The 17,117-nt window shown below is 32.5% G+C and carries 17 protein-coding genes; 7 read left to right on the top strand and 10 right to left on the bottom strand.

Annotated features, from left to right (window positions below):
* Positions 1 to 33: 33 nt before the first annotated feature.
* The 6 genes from RM542_RS08985 (at position 34) to RM542_RS08960 (ending at position 5,841) form a co-directional block, all read left to right on the top strand.
* Positions 34 to 846, top strand: coding sequence for an SDR family oxidoreductase (locus RM542_RS08985; RefSeq protein WP_311385408.1), 813 nt, complete (start codon positions 34 to 36; stop codon positions 844 to 846).
* 56 nt (positions 847 to 902) lie between these two features.
* A complete protein-coding gene (locus RM542_RS08980) occupies positions 903 to 1,910 on the top strand; it encodes a glycosyltransferase (protein ID WP_311385407.1) in 1,008 nt (335 codons plus the stop codon).
* Positions 1,911 to 1,915: 5 nt separating this feature from the next.
* Positions 1,916 to 2,869 (top strand): YbbR-like domain-containing protein, encoded by a 954-nt coding sequence (locus RM542_RS08975; protein WP_311385406.1) that lies wholly within the window; start codon positions 1,916 to 1,918, stop codon positions 2,867 to 2,869.
* Positions 2,866 to 3,453 (top strand): dephospho-CoA kinase, encoded by a 588-nt coding sequence (coaE, locus tag RM542_RS08970; RefSeq protein ID WP_311385405.1) that lies wholly within the window; start codon positions 2,866 to 2,868, stop codon positions 3,451 to 3,453. Before RM542_RS08975 ends, coaE begins: the two co-directional genes overlap by 4 nt.
* A gap of 78 nt (positions 3,454 to 3,531) precedes the next feature.
* Positions 3,532 to 5,112 carry a HAMP domain-containing sensor histidine kinase gene (locus RM542_RS08965; protein WP_311385404.1) on the top strand — a complete coding sequence of 527 codons (1,581 nt, stop codon included), beginning with the start codon at positions 3,532 to 3,534 and terminating at the stop codon, positions 5,110 to 5,112.
* A gap of 6 nt (positions 5,113 to 5,118) precedes the next feature.
* A complete protein-coding gene (locus RM542_RS08960) occupies positions 5,119 to 5,841 on the top strand; it encodes a response regulator transcription factor (protein WP_311385403.1) in 723 nt (240 codons plus the stop codon).
* Between the two features lie 68 nt (positions 5,842 to 5,909).
* Here RM542_RS08960 and RM542_RS08955 read toward each other — a convergent pair whose 3' ends face one another.
* From RM542_RS08955 to RM542_RS08920, 8 genes are read right to left on the bottom strand one after another with little or no spacing between them, the layout of a single operon-like run.
* Complete coding sequence (locus RM542_RS08955) at positions 5,910 to 6,404, bottom strand: gluconokinase (RefSeq protein ID WP_311385402.1); 495 nt, start codon at positions 6,402 to 6,404, stop codon at positions 5,910 to 5,912.
* Positions 6,401 to 7,315 carry a tRNA (adenosine(37)-N6)-dimethylallyltransferase MiaA gene (gene miaA, locus RM542_RS08950; protein ID WP_311385401.1) on the bottom strand — a complete coding sequence of 305 codons (915 nt, stop codon included), beginning with the start codon at positions 7,313 to 7,315 and terminating at the stop codon, positions 6,401 to 6,403. The genes RM542_RS08955 and miaA overlap by 4 nt, the downstream gene beginning before the upstream one ends.
* The gene (locus RM542_RS08945; RefSeq protein ID WP_311385400.1) at positions 7,312 to 8,148 is read right to left on the bottom strand and encodes an ion transporter; all 837 of its coding nucleotides are present in this window, start codon (positions 8,146 to 8,148) and stop codon (positions 7,312 to 7,314) included. The genes miaA and RM542_RS08945 overlap by 4 nt, the downstream gene beginning before the upstream one ends.
* Positions 8,145 to 9,440, bottom strand: a complete 1,296-nt coding sequence (locus RM542_RS08940; RefSeq protein WP_311385399.1) for an exonuclease domain-containing protein — start codon at positions 9,438 to 9,440, stop codon at positions 8,145 to 8,147. Before RM542_RS08940 ends, RM542_RS08945 begins: the two co-directional genes overlap by 4 nt.
* A gap of 17 nt (positions 9,441 to 9,457) precedes the next feature.
* Positions 9,458 to 10,117, bottom strand: a complete 660-nt coding sequence (locus RM542_RS08935) for a YggS family pyridoxal phosphate-dependent enzyme (protein ID WP_311385398.1) — start codon at positions 10,115 to 10,117, stop codon at positions 9,458 to 9,460.
* A gap of 13 nt (positions 10,118 to 10,130) precedes the next feature.
* Positions 10,131 to 11,366, bottom strand: a complete 1,236-nt coding sequence (locus RM542_RS08930; RefSeq protein ID WP_311385397.1) for a DUF1015 domain-containing protein — start codon at positions 11,364 to 11,366, stop codon at positions 10,131 to 10,133.
* A gap of 1 nt (position 11,367) precedes the next feature.
* Complete coding sequence (locus tag RM542_RS08925) at positions 11,368 to 12,255, bottom strand: 3-hydroxybutyryl-CoA dehydrogenase (RefSeq protein WP_311385396.1); 888 nt, start codon at positions 12,253 to 12,255, stop codon at positions 11,368 to 11,370.
* A gap of 5 nt (positions 12,256 to 12,260) precedes the next feature.
* Positions 12,261 to 13,226: a Gfo/Idh/MocA family oxidoreductase gene (locus tag RM542_RS08920; protein WP_311385395.1), complete on the bottom strand. Its 966-nt coding sequence runs from the start codon at positions 13,224 to 13,226 to the stop codon at positions 12,261 to 12,263.
* Positions 13,227 to 13,329: 103 nt separating this feature from the next.
* Here RM542_RS08920 and RM542_RS08915 point away from each other — a divergent pair, with 103 nt between their 5' ends.
* Positions 13,330 to 13,971, top strand: a complete 642-nt coding sequence (locus RM542_RS08915) for a protein-L-isoaspartate(D-aspartate) O-methyltransferase (RefSeq protein WP_311385394.1) — start codon at positions 13,330 to 13,332, stop codon at positions 13,969 to 13,971.
* Here RM542_RS08915 and RM542_RS08910 read toward each other — a convergent pair.
* Positions 13,968 to 16,433, bottom strand: coding sequence for a DUF5686 and carboxypeptidase regulatory-like domain-containing protein (locus tag RM542_RS08910; protein ID WP_311385393.1), 2,466 nt, complete (start codon positions 16,431 to 16,433; stop codon positions 13,968 to 13,970). The genes RM542_RS08915 and RM542_RS08910 overlap by 4 nt on opposite strands.
* 221 nt (positions 16,434 to 16,654) lie before the next feature.
* Positions 16,655 to 17,116, bottom strand: coding sequence for an SsrA-binding protein SmpB (gene smpB / locus RM542_RS08905; protein WP_311385392.1), 462 nt, complete (start codon positions 17,114 to 17,116; stop codon positions 16,655 to 16,657).
* Between the last annotated feature and the right edge of the window lies 1 nt (position 17,117).

The following is a 17,117-nucleotide window of genomic DNA, read 5'->3' as shown; positions in this document are numbered from 1 at the left end:
ATATCTTTGTCATAGAAACCAACACTATATTAAATGGCTTATAATTTATTAAAAGGTAAAAGAGGAATCATTTTTGGGGCATTAGACCCAAATTCTATTGCTTGGAAGACTGCTGAACGTGTTCATGAAGAAGGTGGAACCTTTGTTTTGACAAATGCACCAATAGCAATGCGTATGGGGCAGATTAATGCCCTTGCAGAAAAAACTGGTTCAGAAATTATACCTGCTGATGCAACAAATGAAGAAGATTTGGCCAATTTAGTTGCTAAATCAACTGAGATACTTGGAGGTAAACTAGATTTTGTTTTGCACTCAATTGGTATGTCTGTTAACGTTAGAAAAGGTCGTGCATATACTGACGAAAAATATGACTTTACAACAAAAGGTTGGGATGTTTCTGCTTTATCATTTCATAAAGTAATGCAATCACTCTATAAAGCTGATGCTATGAATGAATGGGGTAGTATTGTAGCATTAACTTATATGGCTGCCCAACGAACTTTTCCTGATTATAATGATATGGCTGATAATAAGGCCTATTTAGAATCCGTAGCCCGTAGTTTTGGTTATTTTTTTGGTAAAGAAAAAAAGGTTAGAGTTAATACCATCTCGCAATCACCAACCCCAACCACAGCTGGTCAGGGTGTAAAGGGATTTGATGGTTTTATTTCTTATGCTGAGAAAATGTCCCCACTGGGCAATGCCACGGCTTTAGATTGCGCAGACTATACAGTTTCTTTGTTTTCTGATTTGACCAGAAAAGTAACCATGCAGAATTTATTTCATGATGGAGGCTTCAGTAATACAGGAGTAAGTCAAGAAGTAATTGACGAGTTTACCGAGTAAATTAATCACAAAATAATTAAGCCATCCTCATCAGGATGGCTTTTGTATTTATAGTAATGAAGGAACCTTTTTTTTCATTTGTAATACCAGTTTTTAATCGGCCTGAAGAGGTTCGAGAATTGTTGGAGAGTTTGACTTCACAGCAATATAATAAACCTTTTGAGGTGGTTTTGGTTGAAGATGGTTCTGCACAAAGTTCTAAAGAAGTGGTTCTCGATTACAAAGAGAAGCTTCAGATTTCTTATTACTTCAAAGAAAATTCTGGGCCTGGAGATTCTCGTAATTATGGTATGCGACGAGCAAAAGGTGATTATTTCCTTATTCTTGACTCTGATTGTATCATACCACCTGAGTATTTAATCGAAGTAGAAAAAGAGTTGACAAGTGAGTTTGTTCATTGTTTTGGAGGTCCAGATAACGCTCATGCCTCCTTTAGTGATGTACAAAAGAGTATTAATTATGCAATGACCTCGTTGATAACGACTGGAGGAATTCGTGGAAATAAGAAATCTTTGAATAAATTTCAGCCAAGAAGTTTTAATCTAGGTCTCTCCAAAGAGATATTTGAAAAAACCAATGGTTTTGGTAATATACATCCTGGTGAAGATCCCGATTTAACATTTAGAATTTGGCAAGCTGGTTATTCAACCAGATTATTTTCTAAGGCTTATGTTTATCATAAAAGACGAATAGATTGGAGTAAGTTCTACAAACAGGTTAATAAGTTTGGTTCTGTACGACCAATTTTGAACAAATGGCACCCTGAGACTAAAAAAATGACTTATTGGTTTCCAACAATCTTTTTAGTTGGTTTTGTCATGAGTATAATATTATCCGCATTTGGTTTTACTCAACTTATTATTTGTTACGGACTATACTTTTTAGTTCTTTTTATAGATTCATTTATCAAAAATAAGAACTTAAAAATTGCTTTATTATCAATATATGCCGTCTGCATTCAGTTTTTAGGCTACGGCGTTGGTTTTTTAAAGTCAACCATCTTGCTTAACTTTAACAGAAAACCTGCCGAAGAGTTATTTCCTAATTTATTCTTCTCAAAATAATAGTCGTGTTAAAAAAGTTAGTCACAAACTTAAATCAGCGGAAAGTAAAGGTCTTTTTACTTTTTTTGATATGTTCTTTTTTGGCATGGTCGTTAAGTAAGTTATCAGAATCGTACGAGTCACGAGCAGCTTTTGAAATTGATTACATAAATTTTCCTGACACCTTACTACTAAATACTGCTGAGAAACAATTTGTGAATACAAAACTTAGAACCAGTGGATTTCAGTTTTTAAGTTATGGCATCAGTCCTAAAAAGCTGAAGATTGATTTAAATAATGTTTCTTTTTCCAATGGACGTTATTATATGTCTGCAAATACAATTAAACCACAATTTGAAAAACAATTGTCCAATACAATTTCAATTATTGAGTTTGAAGAACAACAGGTTTTTATTGATTTATATCAAGTCATCAAAAAAGAAGTGCCTATTGAACCTGATGTCTCCATTGAATTAGCGCAGAATCATCTTTTAGAAGGGGATTTGAAAATTGAGCCAAATATTATTGTTTTAAAAGGACCTTCAAATGAAGTCAAATCCATTACTAAAATTAAGACCGAACAATTAATTTTTAATGAACTCAAAGAAGATTTTTCAAAATCAGTAGGCATTGTCATACCGGATGGTTTGGTGAACGGAGAAATCTCAACAAATTCAGTTAAAGTATCTGGTAAAGTAGTACGTTTTTCTGAAAAGGAATATACTATAAGTATTGAAGCCAAAAATGTGCCTGTTGGCTTTCGAATTAGAATGTTTCCCAATCAAGTTGGTTTAGTATGTAAGGCAAGTATAGATACCTTGAAAGATATTTCTAATGATGATTTTGAGGTTGTTGTTGATTGTTCAAATATTGATAAAACAAAAAGTCAACTCCTCATAGAAGTTTCAAAATCTCCAGAAAATATTTATGCGGTACAATTATTGAATAACCAGATTGAATTCGTTTTAGAGAAGTTATGAAAATAGTTGGACTTACAGGTGGGATTGGCAGCGGTAAAAGTACAGTTGCCAAAATCTTTGAATCATTAGGTGTTCCTGTTTATAATTCTGATAAGGAGGCAAAGAATTTAATGACCTCGTCCCTATCATTAAAAAATGAGCTCGTTCGGCTTTTTGGTAAAAAAGCTTTTGAGCATAAAAAGTTAAACAAAAACTATATTTCGAGTAAAGTTTTCAAAAATCCAGACTTACTTCAAAGGTTAAACGAAATTGTTCATCCGGCTGTGAAGAATCATTTTTTGGAATGGACAACTAAACAAAATTCTGAATATGTTATTCAAGAAACCGCATTGATTTTTGAGAATAGTAGTCAAGATTATTATGATGTAGTTATTTTGGTAACGGCTCCAAAAAAGGAGAGAATACGACGTGTTATGGAAAGAGATGGTGTTCAAGAAATTAAAGTTCTAGAACGAATGTCTCATCAATTGGATGATTCCGATAAAATTGAATTAAGTGATTTTGTTGTTGAAAACCTCGATTTAGAATACACACATCAACAAGTGTATAAAATTCATAATCAACTACGTAGTAAGTCCACTTAGGCTCAATATTTTAACATTTTTGTTAAGGTTAGGTTAAACGGTAAATGGGCTAAATGTTAAATTTCTAATTTTACTTTAATGAACAAGAAGCGATTTGTTCTTCTAGTCATTTTGATGAGTCTCTCACTTATCGGAATCATTTCAGTTCAAGTGTATTGGATACAGAAATCGGTCGATGATAAAAAGGAGCAATTTTCAAATGCGGTTGAAGATGTTTTGGATAAGGTTGCAGAGCGAGTTGAAAGTAGGGAGCGAAAAGAATATTCCGATCGTATTGCCGCTTTAGTAGATAGTGTTGGTAGTCCAAAGTCATCACAAATAAGTAATATCTTTTTTGTTGACCGGGATTTGAATTCTGATGAACTAAAGTTTTATCAGCATGGTATTTTAGAGGAAGATTACGGTATCTCCTCAATGTTCTTTGACAATGATAGTGGTGATGATATTACCACAATAAAAAATTTCACTAGTAAACGTACGACTACAATTTTTAAAGAAGATTATGGTCTAGATGGACAACGTTATGCGCTAACACCTATTCAAAAGATTGAAAAACTTGGAAACCTTTCTGCTATGCAAAAAGCCCAATTTGACGATTTATTTATGGAAATGGCCAAACAAAATCCGATTCATAAAAGGGTGTCAAAACAAGAGTTAGAACTTTTGTTAGATCGTGAGCTTAAAAATAGAGGTATAAACATTGATTATGAGTACGGTCTATACAGTCGTGGTTTTCCAACGAAAGTAAAATCAAAACGATTCAAGTTTACTAATAACACGCTTTATGAAACTCCAATTTTTAGAGATAGTGAAGGTAAAACGGATTTTGCTTTATTGATGACCTTTCCAAGTAAGAAGAAATTTTTATTGAGTAGTATCATGACAATGGCAATTTTGTCTTTGTTATTTACATTGGTAATAGTTGTAGCCTATTCTAGTGCTATTTATCAATTAATACAACAAAAGCAAATTTCTGAAATCAAATCAGATTTCATTAATAATATGACCCATGAGTTCAAAACGCCAATAGCCACAATAAATTTAGCAGTTGAGGCAATAAGAAATCCTAAATCTTTAGAAGATAGGGAAAAGGTTTTACGATACTTGGGGATGATTAGAGATGAAAATAAACGTATGCACGCTCAGGTAGAGAATGTTTTACGGATTTCTAAGCTTGAAAAAAACCAATTAGATATTAGTAAGGATAGGGTGGATGCTCACGACATTATTAATGATGCAACAGCACACGTAGAACTTATTGTTGAAGATAGAGGTGGTTATATTAATACGCATTTAGATGCATCTAGATCAGAAGTTCTGGCAAATGAGATGCATTTTACCAATGTAATTGTGAATATTTTAGATAATGCAGTAAAGTATTCGCCGGAAGCACCAAAAATTGATGTTTTTACAGAGCTGGCAAAAAATAATATTATTATTAAAGTACAAGATCAAGGTGCTGGAATGAGTAAGGCTGTGCTTAAAAAGGTCTTCGAGAAGTTTTATCGGGAGCATACTGGTAATATACATAATGTAAAAGGTCATGGTTTAGGCCTGGCCTACGTTAAAAAAATAGTGGATGATCACCAAGGTGAGGTATATGTTGAAAGTGAAAAAGGAAAAGGAAGTACTTTTTACATTAAGCTGCCTTTAATTTAAAAAATTATGGAATTAGAAAACAAAAAAATACTTTTAGTAGAAGACGATCCAAATTTTGGAATCGTACTTAAAGATTACTTACAAATGAATGATTTCGATGTTGTTCTTGCTAAGAATGGAATGGAAGGCTTCGAGAAATTTAAGAAAGACAACTATGATGTTTGTATTCTTGATGTAATGATGCCTTATAAAGATGGTTTTACTTTAGCTAAGGAGATTAGAGAAAAGAACGAGAATGTTCCTATTATCTTTTTAACCGCCAAAACAATGAAAGAAGATGTTTTGAAAGGTTATAAGGCTGGAGCAGATGATTATTTGAATAAACCATTCGACTCTGAGGTTCTTTTAATGAAATTAAAGGCACTCATGCAGCGAAAAGCATCAAATACTCTTGCAGATAGTAAACAATTCGAATTTAAAATCGGAAATTTCCATTTAAATTCTAAGTTGCGTTTTCTTAAATATTTAGAAGAAGAACCTATTAAGCTTTCTCCAAAAGAAAATGAATTGTTACGTTTATTGGCTTTACATGAAAATGATTTAATGCCTAGAGAATTAGCCCTAACTAAAATATGGAGAGATGATAATTATTTTACCTCTCGTAGTATGGATGTTTATATTGCTAAGTTGAGAAAATATTTAAAGAAAGACGACGTCGTTGAAATTCTTAATATTCACGGTGAAGGCTTTAGATTAGTGGTTAAAACTGAAGGTGAAACTTCGGTCTAAAGTCATAAACAAGGTTTTAAAAACGCTTCAATTGTATTGAAGCGTTTTTTTGTTTAAATAAGATTTAATTAATTGAGTTTATACTGGTCTTTTATCTTTGCTACAATGTCTTGCGGAGTTGCCTGTATTGAAACAACTATTGCATCAATTGGCTCTTCTAAGGTATCAAATTGTGATTGTAGTAGTACAGAAGACATAAAGTGACCTTTACGTTGTTCTAATCGCCTTTTCACTTGTTCAAAAGTGCCTTTGAGATACACGAACACCATTTGTTCCTCTATATTATTTTGTAGAATTAGGCGATATTTTTCTTTTAATGCTGAACAGGCTATTATTGCCCCTGATTTTGCTTGTTCAATGGCTAGTTTGTTTAAACTTTCTAACCAACCCTGTCTATCATTATCATCAAGAGCTTCACCCGAGCTCATTTTCACAATATTCTCTTTAGGATGATAATCATCGCCATCAAAAAAAGGCACATCATAAGATTTGCTTAAAAGCTGGCCAATTGTAGTTTTGCCAGTGCCAGAAACACCCATTACAATAAAAATTGGTTTATTCATTGCTTTAGTTTATTCCTTTTTATTTTATTTATTAATGTTGAGATATCTTCGTCAAAATCGGTCCAAATAATTTCATTATTCTTTCGATTCCATGTTAATTGACGTTTTGCAAATCGCCTTGTATTTTTTTTAATTTCTTCTACAGCAAAATTTAAATCTTCTTTACCATCAAAAAAAGCAAAAAGTTCTTTGTAACCAACAGTCTGAAGAGCGTTTAAACTTTTGTGCTTATATAAATCTTTAGCTTCGTTCAATAATCCATTTTCCATCATCACATCAACACGTCTATTAATTCTCTCATAAATAAGTTCTCGTTCAGCTTTAATTCCTACATAAATTGTTCTAAAAATACGTTCTTTTCTTTTTTGATTTAAAAAACTGGAATATGGTTGTCCAGATACTCTACAAATTTCTAAGGCTCGAATAACTCGGTGCGGATTTTCAATATCGACTTGCTTGAAATAGAATGGGTCCTTTTTTTTCAATTCGTTCTGTAAATACGAAAGACCTTTTTCTTTTTCGAGTTGTATGAGTTCTTCACGAATTTGGATAGGTACTGGCGGAAAACTATCTAAACCCTTAACCACAGCATCAATATAAAGACCACTACCACCAACAAGTATAGCAATGTTCTTTTCTTTAAAAATATGATCTAGTTTTAAAATAGCTTCTTTTTCAAAATCTCCAACTGAGTAGGTGTCAAATATGCTTTTGTGTTGTATGAAATGATGATGTGCTATCTTTAGCTCCCTATGAGAAGGGACAGCTGTGCCAATAGTCATTTCTTTATAAAATTGACGAGAATCAGCCGAGAGAATTTCGGTTTGAAAATGATTTGCAAGGCGAATGGCTAAGTCTGTTTTGCCAATAGCTGTAGGTCCAATTACGGCAATGAGGGTTTTAGTAATCATAGGTGATATCCGCAACTATAACAATGCTTAGCATTGTCACGATGACCTTCCGCTGAGCACGATGGACAGGCCTGCGTGTTACTATGAACAACGCTTCTTCCTTTATTGTTTTTTCCATGACGTGAAAATTCTACAGTTACAATACCCGTTGGCACTGCAATAATACCATACCCTAGAACCATAATGATTGTAGCTATAAACTGTCCAAGATTTGTTTGAGGCGCAATATCACCATAACCTACAGTGGTTAGGGTTACGATTGTCCAATAAATACTTCGTGGTATGCTTGTAAAACCAGCCTCATCACTCTCTATTAAGTACATTATGGTACCCATTATAACTGATAAAATCAAAACCACATAAATGAATACTGCAATCTTGGCTCTACTAGCTTTTAATGCCGCTTTTAGTTGTGAAGCTTCACCTAAAAACTTTACCAATTTTAATATTCTAAATATTCGAAGTAATCGAAAAGCTCTTACAGCTAATAAAACTTGGGACCCTGCAAAAAGATATGATAGATATAATGGTATGGTAGATACAAAATCAATAATACCGTAAAAGCTAAAAATATACTTAAATGGCTTTTTTAAGCTAATAATTCGTGCAAAGTATTCAACTGTAAAAAAAATGGTGACAACCCATTCTAAGGTTAATAGTAAATCGTGATAGTTTTGATCAACTTCTTTCACACTTTCAAGCATTACTAATACGACACTCACAATTATCAGAAATACGAGCGCAATATCAAAAAAACGCCCTAGGGGAGTGTCTGCTTCATAAATAATTTCATGAAGACGATGTTTCCAACCAGAATGTACTTCTTCTCTCAAGTAGATGGATTTAATTCTAAAATCTTAATTCTATTCTTTTTACGAAGGTATGATTCCATGATTAAAGTTGAATTTGAATCACCTTCTATTGGCGTAATCAATGTTTCTAATATATGAATATTATTTAGTTGGTGGTTAAGTTCAACATATCCGAAGCCTTTTAGGTGTCCTTCTTTTATAAGAATGACACTCTGTTCTCCAATGGATCTTCCTTTGTCAACTAAAGCAATATTACGGTTATCAAGGCTATATTTGTTAAATATAGTTTCAACAGTTTCTGAATTGTCTTCTAATGATTCAATACTATCAAGGCCAAACTCTTCTTCTAATTTTGATAAAAATAAAGCACTGCTTTTGGCACTTGTGAAACTACTTAATCGAGTGAATTGAACATTAACTTTTTCCGTTTCAAATTTTAGAGCCCCATTGTTATCCTTAGTTAAATAAAGCCCAAATGAAAACCCTTTTTTTCTTATCTTTTGATTGTATTTGGGATTTGTTTTTTTGATTTCGTGATACTCTTTTAATAGCGCAATTAATTCACTACCAGTTTCTTGATAGGTTACTTTTTTAGTTTCTTTTTGTAATTTTCTTGCTAAATCACCAACATTAGTAAAATGTTGATTGACTCTTTTTTTCATGTTTTTGGTTTTACCCAAAAAAATAATTTCTCCGTCTTTGTTATGCAAATAATAAACTCCAGTTTCAGTTGGTAATTCCTCCACCATATCTAATTGTCGTGTCGAAAGTTCTCCTAAAGTTTCTTCTCTTATTACAGTTTTAATTATGGATTTATCTGAGTCTTTAATCAATAAAAGTTTAAATAATTTAAGAGTGGCTTGTGCGTCACCGTCTGCTCTATGTCTATCACTTACTGCAATGCCTAATGATCTGACTAGTTTTCCAAGACTGTGAGACTCTGCATCGGGTATTAGTTGTTTAGAGAGTTCCACGGTGCATAAAGTTTTGCGCTGAAAATCGTACCCTAGTCTTCTAAATTCAGTTCTTAAAATACGATAATCGAATTGTGCGTTATGAGCAACCAGCGTAGCACCTTCTGTGATTTCAATAATTCTTTTGGCAACCTCATGAAATTTAGGAGCACTTTTCAACATCGAATTATTGATGCCAGTTAATTTAACAACAAAGGGTTGTATATCTCTTTCAGGGTTAATTAAACCAGCAAACTTATCTACAACATCTTGACCATCGAAGCGATAGATTGAAATTTCCATGATACCCTCTTCATTGTATTTACCGCCGGTACTCTCAATATCTAAAATGGCATACATCAATCTACTCCTGAATTTTATGAATAATTTCTAGCTCCAAAGATACTACTTCCGATACGCACCATAGTACTACCTTCTTCAATGGCTATTTGATAATCTCCGCTCATACCCATTGACAATACTTTTACATCTGAAAGCATACTCACGGTAGTGTCGAAAAGTAATTTTAAATTTTTAAATTCTTTTCTAATTTGATTTATGTCTTGGGTGAAGGTGGCCATGCCCATAAGACCAACAATTTTTATATTTTCTAAAGATTTAAATTCTTCAGATTCCAATAAGTGTAGAAGTTCTTTCTCATCAAAACCAAATTTACTTTCCTCATTAGCTATATGAATTTGTAAAAGACAGGAGATTACACGATTATTTTTTTTTGCTTGTTTGTCAATTTCCTTTAATAGTTTTAAACTATCAACCCCATGTATTAGACTTACGTATTCAGCCATATATTTTACTTTATTACGCTGAACATGGCCAATCATATGCCACTCAATATCTTTAGGCAAGACTTCCCATTTTTTGGTCATTTCTTGGACTTTATTTTCGCCAAAAATTCTTTGTCCAAATTCATAGGCTTCCAAAATAGATTCGGTTGGTTTGGTTTTTGAAACCGCAACAAGTGTTACACCTTCAGGGATGGTCTCCTTTATATTTTTAAGATTTGTTGCAATAGCCATTCTTATCTATGTTTTATATTTCGTAGATAGCAAGTCCACTTCTTAATTTGGGTTCAATATAAGTGCTTTTGGGCGGCATCACTAAGCCCGCATCTGCAATTGCTTTTATTTCTTCAATACAAATAGGTACCAAACTAAAACCTACTTTAAAATGGCCTTCATCAATATGATCTTTCATTTTAATATGATTGTATTTACCATAACCATATGCTATTCTTTTATCATTTCTTAAATCTTGAATACCCAATATAGGTTCTAAAATTGTTTTATAAAGAATTTGTGTATCTAAGGCACTCAAAGGGTCGGTAAATTCATAAACCTTTTTTCTCAAATAAAGAGAATAAAATTCTCCATCTAAATACATGCTAAAATGATGTTTTTTCTCAGGTTTGTATATGCCATCATTTCTTTTTTCAATTCTATAAAGCGTATCTAAAGCTATTAAAAATGCTTCTTTTGAAAGCCCGTTTAAGTCTTTTACCATTCGATTGAACTCAAAAATTTTAATTTCAGATTCAGGTATTAAATAGCTCATAAAGAAATTATAAGCTTCTTGACCACCATGCTTAGTATTTTTTTCTTTGGACCTTTCAGCCAGTAAGGCAGACGATGCACTTCTATGGTGCCCATCTGCAATATAAAGGGCATTTACATCACCAAATAATTTCTGTAATTTTTCAATAGTATCAATGTTCGAAATTTTCCAAAGTTTATGTCTTACTTTATCCGTAGTGGTAAAATCATAGACTGCAACTTTTGTAATTTCAATTTCTAGAATATTAGAAATTTCATCATCATCTTTATAAGTCATTAATACAGGTTCCGCATTAAACCCTACAGTATTCAAATATTCAGAAAAAAGTACTTCTCTTTCTTCAAGAGTGTCTTCATGTTTTTTGATGATATCATTATTGTAATCAGTTACACTAGTTGCACAAAAAAGGCCTAAACTTTTAAAACTATTTTTACTTAATTGATATAGGTAGAAACAAGGAGTCTCATCTTTTTCAAATACAGCATCTTCTAAAAATTCCAGGTATCTGTTCTGAACTAGTTTAAAACGTTCTTTACCTGAAATATTTTTATGAAATTTAAAACCAGGATTAATGATATGTAAGAAGGAAAATGGATTGTATTCTAAAATGCTATTGAGCTCATTTTTATCATACTCTTCATAAGACTTAGATGCAACATAGGCAACTTTATCTTTTGTTGGCCGTATAGCTTTAAATGGTTTTACTATTGCCATACTAGTTAAATTGTGCGGCGACTTTTTCAGCTTTCTTTGAAGCCGAATAATCGTAAAAACCTTCATCCGATTTAACACCTAATTTACCGGCCATCACCATATTTACAAGTAAAGGACAAGGAGCATATTTTGGATTTTTAAAACCATCATACATCACTTTCAGAATAGAAAGACAAACATCTAAACCTATAAAATCGGCAAGTTGTAATGGTCCCATTGGGTGGGCCATTCCTAATTTCATAACAGTATCGATTTCTTCAACCCCTGCAACTTTGTTATATAAAGTTTCAATTGCCTCATTAATCATTGGCATTAAAATACGATTGGCCACAAAGCCAGGGTAATCGTTAACCTCTGTGGGAGTTTTGCCAAGCTTTTTCGAAAGCTCCATAATTGAATTAGTAACTTCATCGGAAGTGCTATATCCCCTAATAATTTCTACCAATTTCATTATAGGTACTGGATTCATAAAGTGCATTCCAATGACCTTTTCAGGTCTATTGGTAACGGCTCCTATTTGAGTTATAGAAATTGAAGAAGTATTTGAGGCTAAAATTGTTTTATAAGCGCATACTTCATCGAGCTCTCTAAAAATATTTAGTTTTATATCTAAATTCTCTGTTGCAGCTTCAACAACTAAATCAACATTATTAACACCTTCTTTTAATAATGTAAACGTGGAAATATTATTAAGAGTAGTTTTTTTATTCTCCGTTGTAATACGTCCTTTAGACAGCATTCTATCAAGATTCTTAGTAATTGTCGCTATCCCTTTATCTAATGAGTCTTGAGCAATATCAATGAGATGAACTTTGTATCCGTTTTGGGCAAAAACATGAGCTATACCATTACCCATAGTACCTGCTCCGATTACAGCAATTATATTCATGGTTTTTAATTTTCAAATGCTTCAATGATTTGTAAAGCAACTCTAAGCGCTGCTGTACCCTGATTTAGTGAGACAATAGGTGTCGTATTATTATTTATTGCATCAGCAAATGTTTCTAATTCATCTAAAATTGCATTATTAGCTTCAACTTCAGGGTTTTCAAAGTAAATCTGTTTTTTAATACCCTCAGCATTTTGCAGAATCATATCAAAATCACCAAGAACTTCTGGAGCATCTTTCATTTTTACTACTTCTACTTTTTTCTCTAAAAAATCAACAGAGATGTAGGCATCTTTCTGAAAAAAACGAGACTTGCGCATATTTTTCAAAGAAATTCTACTAGCCGTTAAGTTGGCAACACAGCCATTTTCGAATTCAATTCTGGCATTGGCTATGTCCGGTGACTTACTAATGACAGAAACTCCACTTGCATTAATCAACTTTACTTCTGAATGTACGACACTTAAAATAGCGTCAATATCATGTATCATTAAATCTAAAACAACCGGCACATCAGTCCCTCTTGGATTAAATTCTGCCAAGCGATGCGTTTCAATAAACATTGGGTTTTGAATACTATCGTTAACAGCAATAAATGCAGGATTAAAACGCTCTACATGACCAACCTGACCTTTTACCTTAAATTTTGATTCTAATTCTATTAATTCTTCAGCTTCTTCAAGTGTATTCGTGATTGGCTTTTCTATAAAAATATGTTTCCCTTTTTCAATAGCTTTTTTAGCGCAATTATAATGAGAAAGAGTAGGGGTGACTATATCAATAACATCAACAGCATCAATTAATGCATTAATGTTTTCGTAAGAGGTATATCCAAACTCATCCGCTACTTTTTTAGCATTTATTTCATCCGGATCATAAAAACCGATAAGTTCATATTTAGCGGATTGATTTAATAAACGCAGATGGATTTTACCCAAATGACCAGCACCTAAAACACCAACTTTTAACATAGTCTTTGTTATTTCTTCAAAAATAGGAATAACAACAGAAAATGCTTCTATCGATACTCGAAGTTCACTAAGAACTTTTTAATTTAGTAAGCCAAACTAAATTATGCGAGATACAATAAAACATAGGGGAATGCGAAATAACTTAGCAGAAGTGCTCGCAAACAAAGGTATAATCGATGAAAAAGTATTAGATGCTATTCGCGAAGTACCAAGGCACCTATTTTTAGATAGTAGTTTTGAAGCACATGCTTATCAAGACAAAGCTTTTCCTATTGGTGCGGATCAAACAATTTCTCAGCCCTATACAGTTGCCTTTCAAACAGAATTATTACAGGTTTCACCAGGTCAAAAAATATTAGAGATTGGCACAGGAAGTGGTTATCAGACAGCAGTGTTATTGACTTTAAGGACAAAGGTTTACACCATCGAGCGTCAACAAGAGTTATTCAAAAAAACAAAATTGTTCTTTGGAAAGATGGGCTACAGACCAAGAAAGCTTGTGTTTGGTGATGGCTATAAGGGTTTGCCAGACGAAGCTCCTTTTGAACGGATTATCGTAACAGCAGGTGCACCTGAGGTACCTAAACCTCTTTTAGCTCAGCTAAGTATTGGAGGTAGGTTGGTAATCCCAGTTGGAATAGAAGATCAAATAATGACCCTCTTTATTAGAAAATCTGAAAAGGAATTTGAAAAAAAGGAATTGGGAAATTTTAGATTTGTGCCTTTATTAGAGAATAAAAATTAAAATTGTAAGCCTACATTAATTCCATTTTCAGTAATTCCGTTAAAATGCCTTTGAACATATCCAAATCTTAAAAATCTAAATTTATTCCAACCTAAATTACCTAATGCAATTCCAAATTCTGAATAAGGTTGGTTTGCAGTTGTTGCTAGTATTTTACCACTTAGAATGAGGTGAGCGTTAAGCTTATTTAACAACGGTATTTTTTGCATTATAAAGCCTTTAAAGTTATGTTCTAAATGTCCTTCAAAATAGTTTTTGTTTGTGCTAAAATTATAATAGGGTAACAAAAAAAACGAGTTTAAATAATTGCCTCTTGTAATTCTTGTTCTATTTCCATTAAAATGTTGATAATCAATAAATGATATATTTTCCCCATTTAAAAAGGTCCCCGCACGAAAATTATAAGCAAATCGCCCTTTATTGGCAACATCAAAATTTTGATAAAGTCTAATTTTGAATTGATCAAAATTATTTGAAGAGGTATTGCTAGCAAACCCCTTTTCATAGCCTAACAATAAAGTCGGATACCTATCTTCTGAATAATTAAATTTTCCATCGGGGTAATTCAAATATTTTTGATTAAACCGAATTCTGGTTGTAAATGAGAACTTAAAAATATTATGAGCTTCGACAGCAGAATTCTCAAAGTCGTCTGGGTTTAAAGGATTATTTGAGGTATACTCACTGTTGTCACTACCAAATAAGACATAGTCTGTAGTATTGAATAAAGCTTGTCTATCTTCGAAACCTAAGTTTAAGAAAGCGTAGATACCATTAGTAATCTCTTGAGAGTAAAATACTTCTGAAAAATTACGTTCGTAGAATTTTGCAAAGTTTTTTTCAAAAAGAAGAGAAACAAAGGTATTGCCAAATGGTGTAATAGGGTTGGTGTTATTAAATTGTTTGGCTTCACTACCTGCACTAAAACTCAAAAATGGCCTTGAGAAATTATTAAAACGATATGATAAGGAACCCTTAGGCCTAAATCGTTTTTCCGAAAGACCATAATTGAAAGAGGTTGCAAGGTTTAGTCGAGTTCCTTTTTCTTTATTTAATTTTAAATAATCAAAACCAAAACCTCCATTCCACCCTTGTACTGTATTAAATTGTGTGTTAGCGAATGGTGTGGTTAGGGTAAAGAACTTTTCTTTAAAAGTGTTACTGTAGGTGTAGCCAAATAATAATGAGCCCAAATTTAATTTATTACCAACGGCATCAACTGAGTCTAAATATTTTTGAGATTTTCTTATAACCTCCAAACTGTCTTTTATTTGATAATCATTCTGTTCTTCTAATGTAAGCGGCACCGCGCGTACCTTATTCCAATAAAGAGAATCTTTTTTATTTGCATTATCGGCAAAGGAGAGTACTTCATTTGTGAAATCCTTTTTTTCAAATTCAGGATTAAGTTTATAGTTTTTATACCCTGCGGTAAAACGACCATTTCCTTTAAAACCAAATATTCCATACTGAAAATCAATGCTTTGAAGTACTTTTAAATAAGTGTCATCAACCTTTGAATAAATAAAGTCTTGTGTTAAAGAAATGGTGTCTGCAGGTAATATTTGTGTTTGAAGCCCCGTTACTTTAAAATCGGCCGCATAAATTGACCACTTATTTTCTACAATGTAAATATCACCTGTAAAAACACGGTCTTTTGACCTTTTAGGGATAACCTTAATTTGATTAATTAAATTATTATGATCGTCGTAAAAAGTTCCAATAAGGCGATAGCGATAATAGTTAAAAGCATTATCAGCGATAGGGGAAATAAGTTGGTTGCCAAACTCAACGGTATTGCCATAAAACGAAAAGTTCACATCCGAAGCATTATTAAAACTAAAGCCATTATCATCACCACTAACTTTTGAAGCAACAATCTTTTCTTTAAATTCATTTTTAGATTTAGCAATTTTAGAAATTGTCTCTGACAAATAAATAATACCTGAACGAGTTGAATCTAAGCCACCACCATAATCCCCTAAATCTTGGCCTAAAATCTTCTTTGGAGCATCTTTAATGCGAATCAACCCTTTAGAGTAAAAATCAGCTGTAAAATCTTCAAGTTTCTTTCGGTTTTCTGCTCGTTGCTTAATCGCATTCTTAATTACTCTAATTGCCGGATTTTCTTTAGCAGTAACAGCGACTTCATTAAGTTGTAATGTTTCTTCTTGAAGAACAACATCTAAGATAAAAGGTAGTTGAGCTATAGATGGAGTTATTTTTTTAGTTGTATATCCAAGGTATTTGTAAACAATAGTAACATCAAGAGAATCGTTTAATTCTAATTCATAAATCCCATTATCATTTGTAGTGGTGCCATTGATTGTTCCTTCAAAATAGATGTTAACAAATGGTAATGGAGTACCATCTTTATCCGTTACTTTTCCTTTAATTTGAGAGAAAAGATGGTTTTGAAATACCATAAAAAAAATAAAACAAAAGAGTAGTTTAACTTTCATGAATAGTTTTATTAAATCCAAGATTAACTAAATTCTCTTTTTATAAATGTTGTCTCTTTGTTAAATATGTAGAAAATTGGGAATTTTTAATATTTGATGAAGTTAGTTGTCATTCATCTTAGTCGCTTTATAGTCATAGATACATTTAAGAATACAAATGTGTATGCTAATTGAAGTTAACTTCAATGAAGGAATTAGGCAAAGTAAGATCAATTTAAAAACTAAGTATTGAAGTTCTTTTTTATACGTGATAAATCTCGTTTGTTATCACGGTCTTTAATTGATTCTCTTTTATCATAGTTTTTCTTTCCTTTAGCAAGGCCAACATTAATTTTAGCTAGCCCTCTTTCATTTAAAAAAAGATTTAACGGAACTATTGTCAAACCGGAAGCAGTAACTTCTTTTTGTAGTTTTTTCAGCTCTCTTTTATTAAGTAAGAGTTTTCTTTGTGCCTTGGGTTGATGATTGTAATGCCCACCATATGTGTATTCATCAATTTGCATATTTATTACAAATAGTTCACCAGCCTCGTTGAATTCGCAAAAACTTTGAGATATTGAGGCTTTACCAAGTCTTATTGATTTAATTTCAGTGCCGCCCAGAACAATTCCTGCTGTATATTTATCCAAGATTTCATAATCGAACTTGGCGCGCTTATTTTTTATGTTGATATTTTTCTGCATC

It is taken from the genome of Croceitalea sp. P059 (genome assembly GCF_031846365.1).
Lineage (GTDB): Bacteria > Bacteroidota > Bacteroidia > Flavobacteriales > Flavobacteriaceae > Croceitalea > Croceitalea vernalis.
The sequence above is the reverse complement of the archived record's forward strand: the minus strand, read 5'-3'. Positions and strand labels throughout refer to the sequence as shown.